Below are 16,058 nucleotides of genomic sequence, written 5' to 3' on the forward strand. Positions count from 1 at the left end.
GATGAGTATTCAAGTTAAAAATATTGAAAAACACTTTGGTGCTTTCCATGCACTAAACAATATCTCCCTAGATTTTCCTGATGGCCAACTCGTAGCATTATTAGGACCTTCAGGCTGCGGTAAAACAACTCTACTTCGCATTATTGCTGGTCTTGAATCTGCCGACAGCGGTCAAGTGATCCTCGAAGGTCAAGATTCAACGAATGTTCATGTCCGTGAACGTCAAGTTGGCTTCGTATTCCAACATTATGCTTTATTCCGTCATATGACAGTATTTGACAATATTGCTTTTGGTTTACGTGTTCGTCCACGTTCTACACGCCCCTCAGAATCTGAAATAAAAAAACGGGTTACACGACTACTCGATTTAGTTCAATTAGGATTCTTAGCAGATCGTTATCCAGCACAATTGTCTGGTGGACAGCGTCAACGTATTGCACTTGCACGTGCGCTTGCAGTTGAACCTCGTGTACTACTTCTGGATGAGCCATTTGGCGCACTTGATGCAAAAGTTCGTAAAGAGTTACGTCGCTGGCTGAGAACTTTACATGATGAACTCCACATCACCTCGATTTTTGTAACCCACGATCAAGAAGAAGCGCTTGAAGTTGCAGATCAAATCATTGTAATGAATAAAGGTAATGTTGAACAAATTGGCTCACCTCGTGAAGTTTATGAAAAACCAGCAACGCCTTTTGTATTTGACTTCTTAGGTCAAGCCAATAAGTTCGAAGGTCATAATCAAGCGGGAATCGTACAGATAGGAAATGATCGCATTCAACTGCCTTTAGCTAAAGATGCCCCTGAAGGTAAAGTGATTGCCTTCATTCGACCAGATGAGTTCCAAATTCACGCTCAACCTACAGACAATGCAATTCAAGCAACGTTCTTACGTGAAGTTTGGATTGCAGGAAAAGTGGTTGCCGAACTTCAAGGTCAAGATGGCAATCTCATCGAAATTCTACTTACTCCAGATGAAGCTAAACTGCATGAATTCCGCCCAAATCAATCGGTTTGGTTAACGACTAATACATTGCACTTATTTGCACAAGAAAACGCATAAAAATGTGTAGATGGGGCTTTTATATAGCCCCATCATTTTAAAGGTAACAAAGACTATGAACTTTCAACAATTAAGAATTATTCGAGAAACCGTCAGACAAAATTTTAATTTAACGGAAGCTTCCGCTGCCCTTTACACGTCTCAATCAGGCGTAAGTAAACATATTAAAGATTTAGAAGATGAATTAGGTGTTCAACTATTTATCCGAAAAGGTAAACGCTTATTAGGGTTAACTGAACCTGGTCAAGCTTTGCTCGGTATTGTGGAGCGCATGCTGGTCGATGCAGACAATATTAAAAGATTAGCCGATGATTTTAATCGTGTAGATGAAGGTACATTAACCATCGCAACCACTCATACTCAAGCGCGATATGTATTACCACCAATCGTAAATTCATTCAAAAAATTATTTCCGAAAGTCCATTTGATTTTGCAACAAGCAAGTCCAACTGAAATCACTGAAATGTTACTTTTAGGCGATGCAGATATTGGTATTGCTACTGAGAATCTGACTACTGAAGAAAACTTAGCAAGTGTTCCTTTTTATAACTGGAAACACAGTATTATTACGCCTCAAGGTCATCCACTTACTCAAATAGCATCACGAGAGATTAGCTTAGAACATTTGGCAGAGTATCCGATTATTACCTATCACGGTGGTTTTACGGGACGTTCAAAGATTGATAAAGCCTTTGAAGACTCAGGACTTGATGTTGATTTAGTGATGTCTGCGCTTGATGCTGATGTAATCAAAACTTATGTTGAATTAGGTATGGGTGTCGGGATTGTCAACGATGTAGCATACGATACAGAACGAGATCATCGCTTAAAACAAATTGATACTGATTTATTTGGGGTAAATACCACTTGGATTGCTGTTCGTAAAGGTCATTTATTACGTGGATACGGTTACGAGTTTATTTCGCTATGTGCACCTAGTGCTGATATCAAAGCGTTAAAGCGTGTGGCTTATCCTGAAGATTAACAAGCTACAAATAATAAAGGCGCCTATAGCGCCTTTATTATTTGCATTAACTTGCATAAAAAAACGAGCCGAAGCTCGTTTTTTTAATTGGATCTTACCAGTGGAAGCTCACACCCACTTTACCAACTGGAAGCCATTCGTATTTGTCATCATTACGGATTTTATTTTCTTCAGCTCGTAAGTCAGCTGAAGCATTACCACCCGCTGCATTTACGAATGTTCCATCTTTATCCAATTGCACGTTCGGATTACCGGTATAGAACGCACCAACTTCACCAAAGACACCTATATTTTTAGTAATTTTTGGCGCAAAGCCAAAACCTACATAAGGAGCGATATCATTTTGATAATCAAGTTTACCATTTACAGAACCATTGTAAGAATAATTAGTTCCGTTTATTTCAATAGTGCCGTCAGATGAACGTTTAGTTAAATCGTATTTTGTATCGACATAACCTACACCCGCTGCCATATATAACCCTTGAGCCCAAGGATTTTCACTCGCACCCCAAGGACGAATTTCAGCGTTTAAATAAGCAACGTTATTATCCATATCTAGATCATATTTCGTACCATCAATAGACAAATCATCAGTCCAAGAAATATCACCACCGTTGTAACCTAAAGCAAGACCAACGTATGGGTTAGCAGTCCAAAGTAATGCACCACCGTAACCAGTTGTACCAACTTCAGCACGAACACCAGTAGGGATTAATTGATTAGCTTCAAATACATTACCTGTACGTACAACTTGAGTGTCCGCCATAGCGAAGCCTGAAACAGATAATGCTGTTGTAACAGCGAGTAATTTTAACACTTTCATTTTTTTCTCCTCAAAGAAATGAGTTGTTCTTTAATCATTAATGTGTTCGACTCGGAAGCATCTTAATGGAGATTTCAAAGCTGGTTAATATTCAAATTGATGCTTTTTTGTTATTTTTTGATACAATTTTGATTTAGTTGTTGTTTTATAAATAATTTGCACTTAAGTCTTTTATTAACTTTTATTAACATACTTATAAAGAATAGTCATTATTGTCGGACATTTTTTCAGGATTAATTGTAATTTTTATAATCAATTTAGTGTAAAATCTTTGAAATTTTTTTTGGAAGAGAAGATTATGTCTCAGCTTTCGTCAATCATCGAACAAGCGTTTGAAGATCGTGCAAACTTCACAGCTACAGATTGCCCTGCTGAAATTCGCCAAGCAGTCGAGGAAGCAATTGCTGGCTTAGATAATGGTTCATTACGTGTTGCTGAAAAGATTAATGGTGAATGGGTTGTTCATCAATGGTTAAAAAAAGCTGTTCTATTGTCATTCAAACTTAATGATAATAAACCAATCGAATCATGCGATCTCCAATTCTATGACAAAGTAGACACTAAATTTACAGGTTGGACTGAAGAGCAATTTAAAGCAGCTGGTGTACGTGTTGTACCGCCTGCAGTTGCACGCAAAGGTTCTTATCAAGCTAAGAATGTTGTACTTATGCCATCTTATGTCAACATTGGTGCTTATGTTGATGAAGGTACAATGGTTGATACATGGGCGACTGTAGGTTCATGTGCGCAAATTGGTAAAAATGTTCACCTTTCTGGTGGTGTTGGGATTGGCGGTGTACTTGAGCCTCTTCAAGCGAACCCTACGATCATTGAAGACAATTGTTTTATCGGTGCACGTTCTGAAATCGTTGAAGGTGTAATCGTTGAAGAAGGCTCAGTGATTTCAATGGGTGTTTACATTGGTCAATCAACTAAGATTTATGACCGTGAAACAGGTGAAATTCACTACGGTCGTGTTCCAGCAGGTTCAGTGGTAGTTTCTGGTAGCCTTCCTTCTAAATGCGGTAAATACAGCTTGTATGCTGCAATCATTGTGAAAAAAGTCGATGCTCAGACTCGTGCTAAAACAAGTTTGAACGACTTATTACGCGCTGACTAATTTTTTTATACTTTATAGTATTTGGAGTTACACTCCACATCTCTACGGTTAGTAATAATCGTAGAGATTTTTCTTTTATATAATCTCTATTTTAGTTTGGTTTTGTCGATATGAGTAATTTGCGATCTTCCGCTATTCCTGTTTCTGATCCGTCTGCGGGGTTACGTATTACGGAGATCTTCTATTCATTACAAGGTGAAGCCAACACTTCAGGCTTACCTACAGTGTTTATACGCTTAACAGGTTGTCCACTGCGTTGTACTTATTGTGATACCACCTACTCTTTTGAAGGCGGTGAACGTCAGTCTTTAGAGGATATTATCCAGACCACGCTTGATTTTAAAACACCTTATATTTGTGTTACTGGTGGTGAACCATTAGCCCAACCCAATGCATTACCGCTCATGGAGCGTCTAGCAGATTTAGGCTGTGAAGTTTCACTTGAAACGAGTGGAGCGCTAGATGTTTCAAAAGTGGATCGTAGAGTTTCTAAAGTCTTAGATTTAAAAACACCAACTTCAGGTGAAGACTCACGTAATTTAATGAGTAATTTAGACCATTTAACTCAACATGATCAGATTAAATTTGTCATATGCAATCGTGAAGATTATGAATGGTCTAAACAACAAGTGAATCAATATGAATTGCACAAGCGTGTAAGTACCGTTTGGTTCTCACCTGCGTTTGCTGTAGAAAAAGGTGCTGCAAAGTTACCGCAACTTGCGCGTGATTTAGCACAATGGATCTTAGAGGATCACTTACCAGTTCGTTTCCAGCTTCAATTACATAAGTTGCTCTGGAATGACGAAACAGGTCGTTAAAACGTAAAAAAATAGCTCAAATTAAAACAGTACAGCACTTTTCTGTACTGTTGTTTGAGACAAAATGATCTTTTAGTGTGCTGACACTTTAATGGTCGTGCCATTCAAATTAATCCCTTTCATTGAAATATCCCCAATCTTATTATTTATTGTTGATGCATCCCCAACGCCTACCCCCCATAACATGGCATTAAAACCATTTTGATCTCCAAGACGATTTATTTTGAGTTCCAGTCCATCTGTACGTATCGAACCTGCAACATCGAAATCAAGATTATTGATGCCGAAACGCCCTGGTTGAGTATTTTTTAAATTAATAAATTCTATTCCGAATGCGCCACCACCATCATGATCGTGGACTTTGAAGCCCTCTAAACGTAAGCCGTCTTTAAATATTCCATTCAGTTTTAAAAGACTGCCTTGAGGTGCTGAACCGAGCTGAATATTGGTAGAGAGATTGGATACATAAAATTTCATATTATCCATTATTTTAACGGGGTCACTATAGCCTCGTCCTGTTGGACTAACTTGACCCGATTTACCCACCCAAATATCACCGGTATTAATAATAATATCTTCAGGAACAAATACACCTAAATTCAGAAAAGGGCCTGTAGTACTACTCCCTCCTTGAGCATCGATTTTTAAGGTAATACTAATATCTGCCGAACCAGAAGAAAGTGATAATGGATTCTTACTACGACCATTCGCTGTACCGAAAATTAAGGCACCTGCTTTTGTGTTTCCTTCGTTGTAATCTGGCCCGAATCCACTGTTATCGTGCCAAATCAAATCAGCTTGAATGGGTCCACCTGGTAAAAGGCTAATCGTAATACCATCTTGTGCTGCATATGTTGACAATTCTTGATCTGAAAGCTCCTCAAATGCAAAAGAATTTGTACTGATCAACGCAGCAGTGGTTAAAATTAAAGTATTAATTTGATTCATTTTCATTCCGTAAAAATTATTTTTGTAAGTTTTAATCAAGTATTTGTTAAATTATATTTAATATTTAAACAAAAACAACAACTGTTTAAACTTTATTCGACTCAAAAGAGAGTTTTATCTCATCTTCTAAAACGAACATTTCGTGTTCTTTATAATGATCTCATTTAGTTTTGTGACTTATGCAGATCTATATATTCAAAAAATTTATACCCCATTATTCTTTATATAATCAGTTATAATTCATTTTTTATTTACTTTAATTTTTTGGAGTTCTCCTATGCGCCCTCGTGCCATTGTATTGTTATCAGGTGGTTTAGACTCAACGACTTGCTTGGCTTGGGCGCAAGCACGCTATGAATGTATCGCTTTAAGTTTTATGTATGGTCAACGCTCAACAACTGAATTGGATGCTGCACGTAAACTGACACAACAAGCAGGCGTTGAACATCGCGTGATTAATATAGATTTGGGTAATTTAGGTGGTTCTGCATTAACTGATCATTCCATTGATGTTCCTGATCAAGAACAAGAAGGCATCCCTGTCACTTATGTTCCAGCACGTAATACGATTTTCCTGTCTTATGCACTTGCAGCAGCAGAAGTGTTTGACGCAGAAGCCATCGTAATTGGAATTAATGCGGTAGATTATTCGGGTTATCCAGATTGTCGACCAGAATTTATTGAAGCATTTGCCAATATGGCAAGATTAGCGACAAAAGTAGGTGTGGAAGGAAAACCTCTTAAATTTGAAACACCTTTACTACAATTATCCAAAGCAAATATTATTCGCTTAGGCATCGAACATGGCGTAGACTACAGTCAAACGGTGTCATGCTATCAAGCAGATGACCAAGGACGAGCTTGTGGAAAATGCGACAGCTGTCGTTTGCGTAAACAAGGTTTTGCAGATGCAGGTGTTGAAGACCCAACTCGTTATATACCGTAATAACAGGGTGCCATATATGAAAAATTTAAAATCAAACATTATTCTTTCAGCCATTGTTTCTGCTGCAGCACTTTTTGGTTCTGCTGCTCAAGCAAATGAGCCGAATAATAAAATGCAGCAAGCCTACAAAAGTACTAACGTAAAATCTGCACTGATTAATGTTTGTAAGGAAGAAACTGCTAAAGGGAATAAGCTTTCTGCTGCTGAAGTCAGCAAATATTGTACTTGTGCAATTGAAGCAGACGGGAAGCTCACTAATGCTCAAAAATGGGAAATCCAAAGTGCGATTAACCAAAAGAAAAGCCCTTCTACCTTAGCTATCGTGAAGAAACAGAACGCTGATCTTCAAGCATGCTTCGGTCCACAGTTAACGTCTAAGCTACAGTCGTTAACAGAGGAAGCAATGAAAGCAGCACAAGCTAAAAAATAATCGCAGTTAACATAAGATAGCCACCTCGTGTGGCTATTTTTTTTGAATTCCCCTATAAATGTAGTGACAAATTTTGAGGAAAATATAATGTCTACGGAAACGATTAGTTTACCCAATCAAACATTCCCAACGACTACAGGTTCTGTGAATTTAACTGAGTTGAATGCAGATTGGCTCATCATTTATTTTTATCCAAAAGATTCAACGCCTGGGTGTACAACGCAAGCTGTTGGTTTTTCATGTTTGAAAGATCAGTTTGATGCGCTTCATACCACTATTTTCGGTGTTTCTAGAGACTCAGTAAAAGCCCATCAAAACTTCACCGAAAAGCAAGCTTTAACAATCGATTTGATTAGCGATAAAGAAGAAGTGCTTTGCCAACACTTTGATGTGATTAAAGAGAAAAATATGTATGGAAAAAAAGTGATGGGAATTGAGCGTTCAACTTTTATTTTTCATCGAGGCGAACTCGTTAAAGAATATCGTAAAGTCAAAGCTGCAGGGCATGCTGAACAAGTGCTTGAAGATTTAAAAGCTTTGCAAAACTAATAAAAAAACCCACGATTGACGTGGGTTTCATCTACTTATAATTTTTTTTTAACTACAATTAGAAATCAAAGCTTACGCCAAGTTTATAGGTACGTCCTGCACCCAATGTGGTAAAGCCACTGTTAAATACACCCGCCCAATATTTTTCATCTGTGACATTGTCAATATTGGCACGGAAAGTCGTATCTACACCGCCAAGATTGGTTGTGTATTTCGCACCGATATCGAGTAACGTATAGTCAGGAAGTTCGAGCGTATTAGTATTGTTGAGATATTGGCTATCTACATAGTTAGCACGTGCATTCACACTTAAACCATCCACCGGGAGTTTATACTCAATGCCAAGCCCTGCTGTGAACTCAGGTTGACCTTCTACTGTATTTCCCGAAAGCTCAACTTTTCCACTCATACCTTTGGTATATTCAGCATCAATATAAGCCAAGTTACCCCAAATAATCACATCATCTGTGACATTGCCTGAGAATCCATACTCAAGTCCTTTCGAGGTAGTTTCACCACCATCGGTCGTAATCTGAGTCGATCCATTGATCGGGGTGGCATAAACCTCTGTAATTGTACTTGGTTTTTCAATTTGATATGCAGCAAGGGTATGTAACCAAGAACCATGTTGATATTTTGCGCCCACCTCATACTGTTTAGTTTGGAATGGTGTGAATGTTTTTCCAAAATTCACATCTGTTTCCGTCGTTACAGTATTGCCTTGAGACAACCCTTCTACATAACTTGCATAAAGCGAGATATCTTCACCCCAAGGTTTGACAACGATGCCTAAACTTGGCGATAGTTTATTTTCACTATAATTATTCTTCGGATTTGTTGGATTATTAATATCAATCTCTTGATAACGTGCACCTAGAATAAATTGCAGTTTATCATTTAGCATTGAGATCTGATCTGTCAATGAATAACTGATGTAGTCATTATCTGCGGTTTGAGAAATTGCAGGGACGCTGGGCATAAAACCTGCATTACTTGGATTATACAAGTTGGTGACAAACTTAGTTTCACCTGCTTTACTGTGCATATTCGTATCTCGATGCAAATAATCGGCTCTAAGACCGACAGTGTGGTGAATATCTCCTGTATAAAATGCGCCTTCCAAACCTAAGTTTGCAGTAGTATTTCGTTGGTTCATTTTCACATGATAGTACTGAGAATTTGCATTGCCAGTTTCATCTGTAACAACCAAACGCGTCCCAAATAAATGTCCTTGATACTTCTGTTCAGCAGTGCCAATCCCTGCAATAGCTTTTAGATTTTCAAGTAATTTATATTCACTTGATAAGCCCACGTAATTCGCAGATTGTTTACCCCAAAGATTGGGTAAATAGTTACTACGTCCATCAGGTGCATCCAATACTTTACCTAACGTGGCAAATGAGACCATAGCGGGCGAGCCACCTTTACGATCGTCTTTAGTAGAATAAGCATCTAAGTTAATTTTTGCTTTATCGGTTGTCCAATCTAGACCCAAGACCGCTGAAATTGTTTCATCTTCTAGGCCATCCACCACATGCTCACCTTGACCATAATTGGCACTTAGACGTGCGCCAAATTCTTGATCTTGGCCAAAGCGGTGTGCAACATCGAAACCAGACTTATAAAAGCCTTCCTCTTCAAAATTCGCGGTTACACGAGTTAATTCTTTTTCTGCACGCTTAGTATTAGCGATAATCACACCACCGACACTACCGCCCGGTGCCATACCAGCAATTAATGCATTCGGCCCTTTTAGTACCGTAACTGAACTCAAAATATCAGTAGATACTCGACCTGAAGGCGCCATACCATAAGCCCCATTTAAATTCAGATCATCCCAATTGACATTGAAACCACGGATATTAAAGTTTTCATTGAGATGCCCACTATTGGTCGTGGTACGAACACTTGGGTCGATCTTTAGGACATCCATAATGGTATGCGCGTGTGCATCTTGAATGGCTTGATCGCTGTAGTTACGGATGGTAAACGGCGTGTCTAACACATCCTTTTCACCTAAAATATTCAGTGTAGCTTTTTTTTTCAGTTTACCTGTGACATCGGTTTCTTGTGAGTCTGCTTTTACTACAATAGTTGCCAATTGTGTTGGTTCTTGCGCAACTGCAAAACATGGTATAGAAACTAAAGACAAAAATAATAGATTTCTTTTCACGTGGTTGCCCTCTTATATACGGTTTTGGGCACATCATACACAATTTAAATGATAATGATTTTTATTTATAATTATTTTATCATTAATATTTACTTTTGTTTTTAGCTAATTCACAGTTATATTCGATCATATTACAACCTTAGAAAAGTAACTCGTCCAACTTATTCAGAGCGACTTAGTTTGAAAATTTAAGTAAGCATAAATATCAAGTTATCGATCGAAGAACATTGAATCTAGCCATGAATAATCTAAGACAGTATTAATTAAAATTTTAAATATGATCAAAAATTATGAAGTGGTTCTTAGAGTTACAGATGCTGCGATCAAATATTTGGAAAATAAAAGTTGTCTTTTAAAATGTTTTTTGCACAACTCCATGCTTTAATTTCTAGTTAACTAATTAAGTTATAGGCGATGTACCACATAATTAGAGCAATCAAAATATCCAAGACTTGCCATGCGCGGGGATTGTGAAAGTAAGCTGATAGATAATGCGCACCAAAACCCAAACTAAAGAAAAATAACCATGATGCCGTGATCGCACCGATAGCAAACGATAATAAGTGATCTTCAAATTGCGTTGATATCGCACCTACAAGCACGACAGTATCTAGATACACATGGGGATTCAGCCATGTGAATGCCAAGCAAACGAGAATAATTTTAAACCATGAAACAGCCGTATGATGATCAAGACTCATCGTTTTTTTGGGCGAAAATGCTTGATAAAAATGATGGACACCATATATCACTAGAAATGCAGCGCCACCCCATTGTGCATATGTCATCACTTGTGGATGGTCTGAGATAAACTGCCCAAATCCAAATACTCCAGCCAAAATTAAAAGTGAGTCTGAAAAGGCGCAAATGAGGCAAATAGACAGAACATATTCTTTTTTTAAGCCCTGTTTAAGCACAAAAGCATTCTGAGCACCTATCGCCATAATCAAACTTAAACTCGTTACAAAGCCATTAAACAGTACGGATAAAGACATAAAACACCTAATATCTATCATTAGGCGGATTATGAACAATTCAATCTTAAATTGAGTATTATTAAATTAATATTAAGTTCATTAAGTTTTATTAAATCATGATGTTCAATTATAAAGACTGTGTCGCGTTTATCACCGTGGCGGAAACTGGAAGTTTTGATCTGGCTGCTAAAAAGCTTTGTCTCTCTGCGGCTGCAATTACTCTTCGAATCCAACAATTAGAACGGCAGATTGGGCAAACATTAATCCTGAGAGAACGACCTTGTCGTGTGACACATTCAGGTGAAATATTGCTTGAACATTTATTAAGGCAAAAGCGTCAAGAAGAAAATGTTCTGCAGCTTATTCAGGGAAAAAGTCAAAATTCTGAGTTTTATAAAATTAACATTGGAACGAATGCAGATTCATTAGAAACTTGGCTTTTGCCTGCGATTGCTGAAAAGTTAATAGAGCATAAAATCACAATACAACTTCGAATAGATGATCAGGATCATACGCATCAATTAATGGAATCAGGCTATGTAAATGCATGTATAAGCGCTGAATCCCAACCCATGACAGGTTGCCACTCAGAATTTTTGTTCACGATGCGTTATCAAATGGTGTGTACGCCAGAATTCAAATTAGCATGGTTTAAAAACGGACTAAATCGCGATTACTTTCGCCGAGCGCCTGCGGTCATCTTTAATGATAAAGATCATTTACATGAAACTGTTCTACTGAATCAATTTGGATTACCGCAATCTAGTTATCCATATCATTATGTCCCCTCCTCAAAGTCATTTGTCGATGCAATCCAACTCGGCTTAGGCTATGGCATGGTGCCTGAACTGCAAGTTCAAGACTTACTCGACCAAGGACTATTGATTTGTTTGTTGCCTGAGGCAACACAAGACGTTGATCTATATTGGCATCATTGGAAACAGCAGTCCCCACAACTCAAACATATTACTGACATACTCATGACATTAAAAAAGCAGTGAGTGAATCACTGCTTTCTTTTCATCGATTTAGTTGGCTTTCCACTGCCCTTCAAGCTTGATATTCACTTTTTCGCCAATTCCACCAATCGCTTTGCGCATACCGAAATCACTACGGTTGATGACTGTTGAAGATTGTACATTCAACACATTTGGATTCGATGCATTTGGAGTTAAAGTTGTATCAAATGAAACTGGGCGTGTCACACCACGCATGGTGAGTTGTCCATCAAATTTGTATTTATTATTTCCTAAAGCACGAATTTGATTACTTTGAAAGGTCACAGTTTTATATTTGCTTGCATGAAAGAAACTGTCACCAAAGACCATATCCTTTAAAGAGTTTTTGCTCAGTTTAAGGCTATTCACATCCATCACAAATTTAGCTGAACCTTGATTAGGCTGTGCCGGATCAAAATTCATCTGTGATTGATACTTTTGAAATTGCCCATTTACAATCGACATTCCTGCAGATCGGATATCAAAGCTGATCTTACTGCTAGGTGATAGTGTCCATGTTTGCGCTTGAGCAAAAACAGAAGCAGACAATAGCACTGTGGCCAAACTCATTTGTGTAATAGTACGCACGATTTCCCTCGGTTTTCTTGTGTTAAACACAATCATTCAATTGATTCACTCAAACTTGTACTGTCTTGACGTTGGTATTTAGTTTTCAGTTGTTGGTAAATTTCTAAATTTTGAAACGCTTGTAAAAATTGAATGGTTCCGTGGGGAAGTTCTTTTTCCATAATTTCCCCCCGATAGTATGCTTCACGAAGTGGTGTTGCAGAAATTGCACCTTTTAAACTATCGAGTTCCAACATCTCCCATTCTGGGAAAAATTTTAGATAATAGGATGAGTCATCTTTAAAGTGACCGATTAATCCGACTTGATCACTTGGCTGTACTACATCCGCCACTAAAGATTTGACCAATTTTTGCCATTTTTCATCATTATAAACATCAATGACGTGTACAAATTTGATTCTTGCCTGTTGATCAGGAGAAAAGTTAGACAAAATCATCTGTTCACGTTCAATGGCTAAAAATGGATTTTTTATATTCCGCTCTAATTGAGCAGAACCAAGCGCTAAAATAACGTTCTGGCTATGCGTCAGCGCAATTTTAATGGTTTCCATATGTGCCAAATGAAAAGGCTGAAAACGTCCGATATAAACCAAATAATCAAATTTATAATTCATCGCCAAGTCACGTTTATGAACTGATCAGTTATGTCACTCTTCGCCAGAATACGACATAATAGATTTCATAAAATCTATATTAATTGAAAGCAAGGATAGTACGATGTCATTAAGTTGTATTCAACAACCTCATGAGCATTTAAATGCAAAATTAGAAGAAGGTGTGCTGACCTTGGCGATTAATCGTCCTAAAGCCAAAAATGCATTATACGGCGAATTATACCTCTGGATCGCCAAAGCCCTTGATGAAGCAGACAAAGATCAAGCTGTTCGTGTGGTCATTTTACGTGGCGAAGATGCGGATTTCAGTGCTGGTAATGATATGCAAGACTTCATGAAATCTGCGGCGATGAAAGATCAAATTCGTCCAGAAGATGGTCCTCCTTTTGTGCTTTTAAAATCTGCTGCTAAATTTTCTAAACCACTGATTGCTGCGGTACGTGGTGTCGCAATTGGTATTGGCGTAACGATCTTATTGCATTGTGACTTAGTTTATGCAGATAACACTGCTTTGTTCCAAATTCCATTTGTAAGCTTAGGTCTTTCACCTGAAGGCGCATCTAGTAAATTACTAGCACGTCAAGCAGGTCATGTGAAAGCAGCAGAACTTTTATTAACTGCTGATAAATTCGACAGTGAAAAAGCATTGGCTGCAAACTTGATCAACAGTATTGAATCTGACGTTTATGCAATTGCCGCTCAAAAAGCCACTCAACTGGCTTCACTACCACTTGCTTCTCTAGTGCAATCTAAAGCCTTAATGAAACATGATGTTGATGAGATCGTGTCCTGGATTGATCATGAAGCAGTAATCTTTATGGGGCGCGTCGGTTCTCCAGAAATGATGGAAGCTGTACAAGCTTTTATGCAAAAACGTAAACCTGATTTCACACAATTTAATTAAGCTAAAAGATCCGAGTCTCACGACTCGTTGAATACTCTCTATCTAAGGAATGGATCATGACGACTGAAAAAAAACGCTACTACGAACCTGCACCACAAGGCATTGATGTTGAAAATTTCAAAAAGGTCGTGACCAGTCGTCGATCTGTTCGGAAGTTTACAGAAAAACCTATACCGTCTGATATCCTCGATCAATGTTTAGATTTAGCACTCTTGGCCCCTAATTCATCTAACTTACAACCTTGGACTTTTTATGTTGTCCAAAATCCTGAAAAGAAACAAAAGATTGTAAAAGCGTGTCTAAATCAATGGGCTGCGCGCACAGCGGCTGAATTGATTGTCTGTGTCGCACGTACAGATCGAATTAATGAAATGGCAAAGCTGAATATTCAAGAATTTCCATTTCCTGAGATTCCTCCACTCGTCAAAAAATATTACACCTATATTCCACTGAATTATAAAACGGGTTACTTAAATGCAATTGGTAACTTTAAGAAAGTAACTTTCAAAGTAGCACGTACTTTTGACAAACAAATGCCTGTTACCGCTTTTACACCTGCGGATGCCAAACTTTGGGCAGCGAAGACAACAGCTTTAGCCTGCGAAAATCTTGTACTCGCGCTCAGAGCTTATGGATTCGACAGTTGTATGATGGAAGGTTTTGACGAACCTTTAGTATGTAAAACATTGGGGCTCAATGCTAAAGAGTTTCCAATTATGGTCATTGGTGCGGGAGAGCGTGCTGAAGATGGTGTGTTCTTCCCACAATATCGTTTCGATCGAGACTTATTTATTCAAAAAGTTTAAATGTAATATCACACATTTTTGATGACTTATTTTTCGTGTTGACACTTCAAACAATTGCTTACTGTTTGTAGTGTCAATTTTTTTCTTTTATCTCGATTTATATTTTTGATTGTATTTTTCCAAAAATGATTTTAAGCCAAAATATTAATTGAGAATAAGATGAAAATTAAACTTCCCTCAAGCATTGTTAAACATATAGATCATTCAGCTCTAGTAAATGGTCAAGCTTTTGATGCAAACACTGCGATCCACACACCTCTCGGAAAATATACCTGTGTACACTACGGGATCATGATTCCCAATCTACCTGCCCCATTCAACTTCTTAAATATGATTGTGGTTGCAGGACAACCTCTCGTTAAAATATTCAGAAATTCTCATTTAATAAAAACTTCAGATTTAGATACCGCAAATCTATTAATTGGTACTGCTGCAACGCAGCCTAATTTATTTTCTGGATATAGTATACAGCATGAATGTTTACTGGCGACTAATGGTCAATATCTCAAATTCGGTAATGACTTAGTTATAGAGGTTAACTACCCAGACATTAAAGCAACTCGCCAAGGTCATGCTTTCAATTATGAACTTAAATTAAAAGCGACTGATAAAATCGCACATTTCGTTAAACTCGCCGGAAGCATGTATGAACATTGGTCACTGCTTTGTGAGTACCAAGGATATTTAGAACTCGATGGGCAGAAAACTCAGGTTCAAGGTCTATGCACCTTCGAATATGCACGTGGTGTCAATATCAACATTCCCATTCGATTTTTTACTTATCAAATCTTAAATATTAATAACCACACTCAAGTCTTATTTGTGGACACTCATGGTCCAATGGGTTTAGTTTTGCAAAGTCGTGTTTACGTTCGTTCTATAGATCATCATGGAGGAATATACGAACGAGGGCTTAAATCTGTCGTGCATGAATATGAGCCTGAACCTGTAACTACACCAAATGGCATTAAAATGCGTTTACCTCGAGTCTTTGAATGGCAAGTCAATGATGATCAAGGCAATCTTTTGATTTCTATTTATGGCAAGGCCAATGGCGACTTTAAATATGGTATGGCTGGCGGTTATGCAGGTAGTTACCAATATTCAGGTCAATTCAAAGGTCAGCATATTCAGGGTCGAGGTTATATTGAGTATATTGATCCTATAAGCAATTAAGCGCTTCAAAATAAATTTTCAATAATTAAGCCTCATGAGATGGGGCTTTGACATTTAAAGACATGTTCATTCATTCAAATTATTTCTAAACTCATTTCAACATTATAATTTCAGCATTTTAAACTGAGGATAGAGCA

The 16,058-nt window shown here is 37.8% G+C and carries 17 protein-coding genes; 11 read left to right on the forward strand and 6 right to left on the reverse strand.

The window, feature by feature from the left end; all coding sequences use genetic code 11:
* The first annotated feature begins 1 nt into the window (after nt 1).
* Together AC1M9A_RS06410 and AC1M9A_RS06415 are read left to right on the forward strand one after the other, a co-directional pair.
* On the forward strand, nt 2-1,063 hold the full coding sequence (locus AC1M9A_RS06410) for a sulfate/molybdate ABC transporter ATP-binding protein (RefSeq protein ID WP_481609883.1): 1,062 nt from the start codon (nt 2-4) through the stop codon (nt 1,061-1,063).
* Nucleotides 1,064-1,118: 55 nt separating this feature from the next.
* Complete coding sequence (locus tag AC1M9A_RS06415; RefSeq protein ID WP_481591412.1) at nt 1,119-2,048, forward strand: CysB family HTH-type transcriptional regulator; 930 nt, start codon at nt 1,119-1,121, stop codon at nt 2,046-2,048.
* A 94-nt stretch (nt 2,049-2,142) separates the two neighbouring features.
* On the opposite strand, the gene carO is transcribed toward AC1M9A_RS06415, so the two are convergent.
* Nucleotides 2,143-2,871: an ornithine uptake porin CarO gene (carO, locus tag AC1M9A_RS06420; protein WP_481609884.1), complete on the reverse strand. Its 729-nt coding sequence runs from the start codon at nt 2,869-2,871 to the stop codon at nt 2,143-2,145.
* Between the two features lie 298 nt (nt 2,872-3,169).
* Here carO and dapD point away from each other — a divergent pair, with 298 nt between their 5' ends.
* Together dapD and queE are read left to right on the forward strand one after the other, a co-directional pair.
* A complete protein-coding gene (gene dapD / locus AC1M9A_RS06425; RefSeq protein ID WP_035267212.1) occupies nt 3,170-3,991 on the forward strand; it encodes a 2,3,4,5-tetrahydropyridine-2,6-dicarboxylate N-succinyltransferase in 822 nt (273 codons plus the stop codon).
* A 110-nt stretch (nt 3,992-4,101) separates the two neighbouring features.
* Nucleotides 4,102-4,812: a 7-carboxy-7-deazaguanine synthase QueE gene (gene queE, locus AC1M9A_RS06430; protein ID WP_092767073.1), complete on the forward strand. Its 711-nt coding sequence runs from the start codon at nt 4,102-4,104 to the stop codon at nt 4,810-4,812.
* Nucleotides 4,813-4,884: 72 nt separating this feature from the next.
* Here the strand turns inward: queE and filA are convergent, their stop codons facing one another.
* Nucleotides 4,885-5,760, reverse strand: a complete 876-nt coding sequence (gene filA / locus AC1M9A_RS06435; protein WP_481587782.1) for a putative pilus system protein FilA — start codon at nt 5,758-5,760, stop codon at nt 4,885-4,887.
* A 277-nt stretch (nt 5,761-6,037) separates the two neighbouring features.
* Between filA and queC the strand changes: the two genes are divergently transcribed.
* The 3 genes from queC (at nt 6,038) to AC1M9A_RS06450 (ending at nt 7,685) form a co-directional block, all read left to right on the forward strand.
* Nucleotides 6,038-6,706 carry a 7-cyano-7-deazaguanine synthase QueC gene (queC, locus tag AC1M9A_RS06440; RefSeq protein WP_180028449.1) on the forward strand — a complete coding sequence of 223 codons (669 nt, stop codon included), beginning with the start codon at nt 6,038-6,040 and terminating at the stop codon, nt 6,704-6,706.
* Nucleotides 6,707-6,722: 16 nt separating this feature from the next.
* Nucleotides 6,723-7,136 carry a hypothetical protein gene (locus AC1M9A_RS06445; RefSeq protein ID WP_035267219.1) on the forward strand — a complete coding sequence of 138 codons (414 nt, stop codon included), beginning with the start codon at nt 6,723-6,725 and terminating at the stop codon, nt 7,134-7,136.
* Between the two features lie 87 nt (nt 7,137-7,223).
* Nucleotides 7,224-7,685 (forward strand): peroxiredoxin, encoded by a 462-nt coding sequence (locus tag AC1M9A_RS06450; RefSeq protein ID WP_481609885.1) that lies wholly within the window; start codon nt 7,224-7,226, stop codon nt 7,683-7,685.
* A 58-nt stretch (nt 7,686-7,743) separates the two neighbouring features.
* Here the strand turns inward: AC1M9A_RS06450 and AC1M9A_RS06455 are convergent, their stop codons facing one another.
* Nucleotides 7,744-9,858 (reverse strand): TonB-dependent receptor, encoded by a 2,115-nt coding sequence (locus AC1M9A_RS06455; protein WP_481609886.1) that lies wholly within the window; start codon nt 9,856-9,858, stop codon nt 7,744-7,746.
* Nucleotides 9,859-10,250: 392 nt separating this feature from the next.
* Nucleotides 10,251-10,853 (reverse strand): LysE/ArgO family amino acid transporter, encoded by a 603-nt coding sequence (locus AC1M9A_RS06460; RefSeq protein ID WP_481609887.1) that lies wholly within the window; start codon nt 10,851-10,853, stop codon nt 10,251-10,253.
* Nucleotides 10,854-10,954: 101 nt separating this feature from the next.
* Between AC1M9A_RS06460 and AC1M9A_RS06465 the strand changes: the two genes are divergently transcribed.
* The gene (locus AC1M9A_RS06465; RefSeq protein WP_481609925.1) at nt 10,955-11,836 is read left to right on the forward strand and encodes a LysR family transcriptional regulator ArgP; all 882 of its coding nucleotides are present in this window, start codon (nt 10,955-10,957) and stop codon (nt 11,834-11,836) included.
* 27 nt (nt 11,837-11,863) lie between these two features.
* Here AC1M9A_RS06465 and AC1M9A_RS06470 read toward each other — a convergent pair whose 3' ends face one another.
* Together AC1M9A_RS06470 and AC1M9A_RS06475 are read right to left on the reverse strand one after the other, a co-directional pair.
* A complete protein-coding gene (locus AC1M9A_RS06470; RefSeq protein ID WP_228143107.1) occupies nt 11,864-12,421 on the reverse strand; it encodes a YceI family protein in 558 nt (185 codons plus the stop codon).
* Between the two features lie 32 nt (nt 12,422-12,453).
* Nucleotides 12,454-13,035: a nicotinate-nicotinamide nucleotide adenylyltransferase gene (locus AC1M9A_RS06475; protein ID WP_481591405.1), complete on the reverse strand. Its 582-nt coding sequence runs from the start codon at nt 13,033-13,035 to the stop codon at nt 12,454-12,456.
* Between the two features lie 103 nt (nt 13,036-13,138).
* On the opposite strand from AC1M9A_RS06475, the gene AC1M9A_RS06480 reads away from it, so the two are divergent.
* The 3 genes from AC1M9A_RS06480 (at nt 13,139) to AC1M9A_RS06490 (ending at nt 15,921) form a co-directional block, all read left to right on the forward strand.
* On the forward strand, nt 13,139-13,939 hold the full coding sequence (locus AC1M9A_RS06480) for an enoyl-CoA hydratase-related protein (protein WP_481591404.1): 801 nt from the start codon (nt 13,139-13,141) through the stop codon (nt 13,937-13,939).
* Nucleotides 13,940-13,995: 56 nt separating this feature from the next.
* Nucleotides 13,996-14,745, forward strand: coding sequence for a nitroreductase family protein (locus tag AC1M9A_RS06485; RefSeq protein ID WP_481589018.1), 750 nt, complete (start codon nt 13,996-13,998; stop codon nt 14,743-14,745).
* A 159-nt stretch (nt 14,746-14,904) separates the two neighbouring features.
* Nucleotides 14,905-15,921, forward strand: a complete 1,017-nt coding sequence (locus AC1M9A_RS06490) for a DUF6670 family protein (protein ID WP_481609888.1) — start codon at nt 14,905-14,907, stop codon at nt 15,919-15,921.
* The last annotated feature ends 137 nt before the right edge of the window (nt 15,922-16,058 follow it).

This window comes from Acinetobacter sp. ANC_7634 (assembly GCF_056779875.1).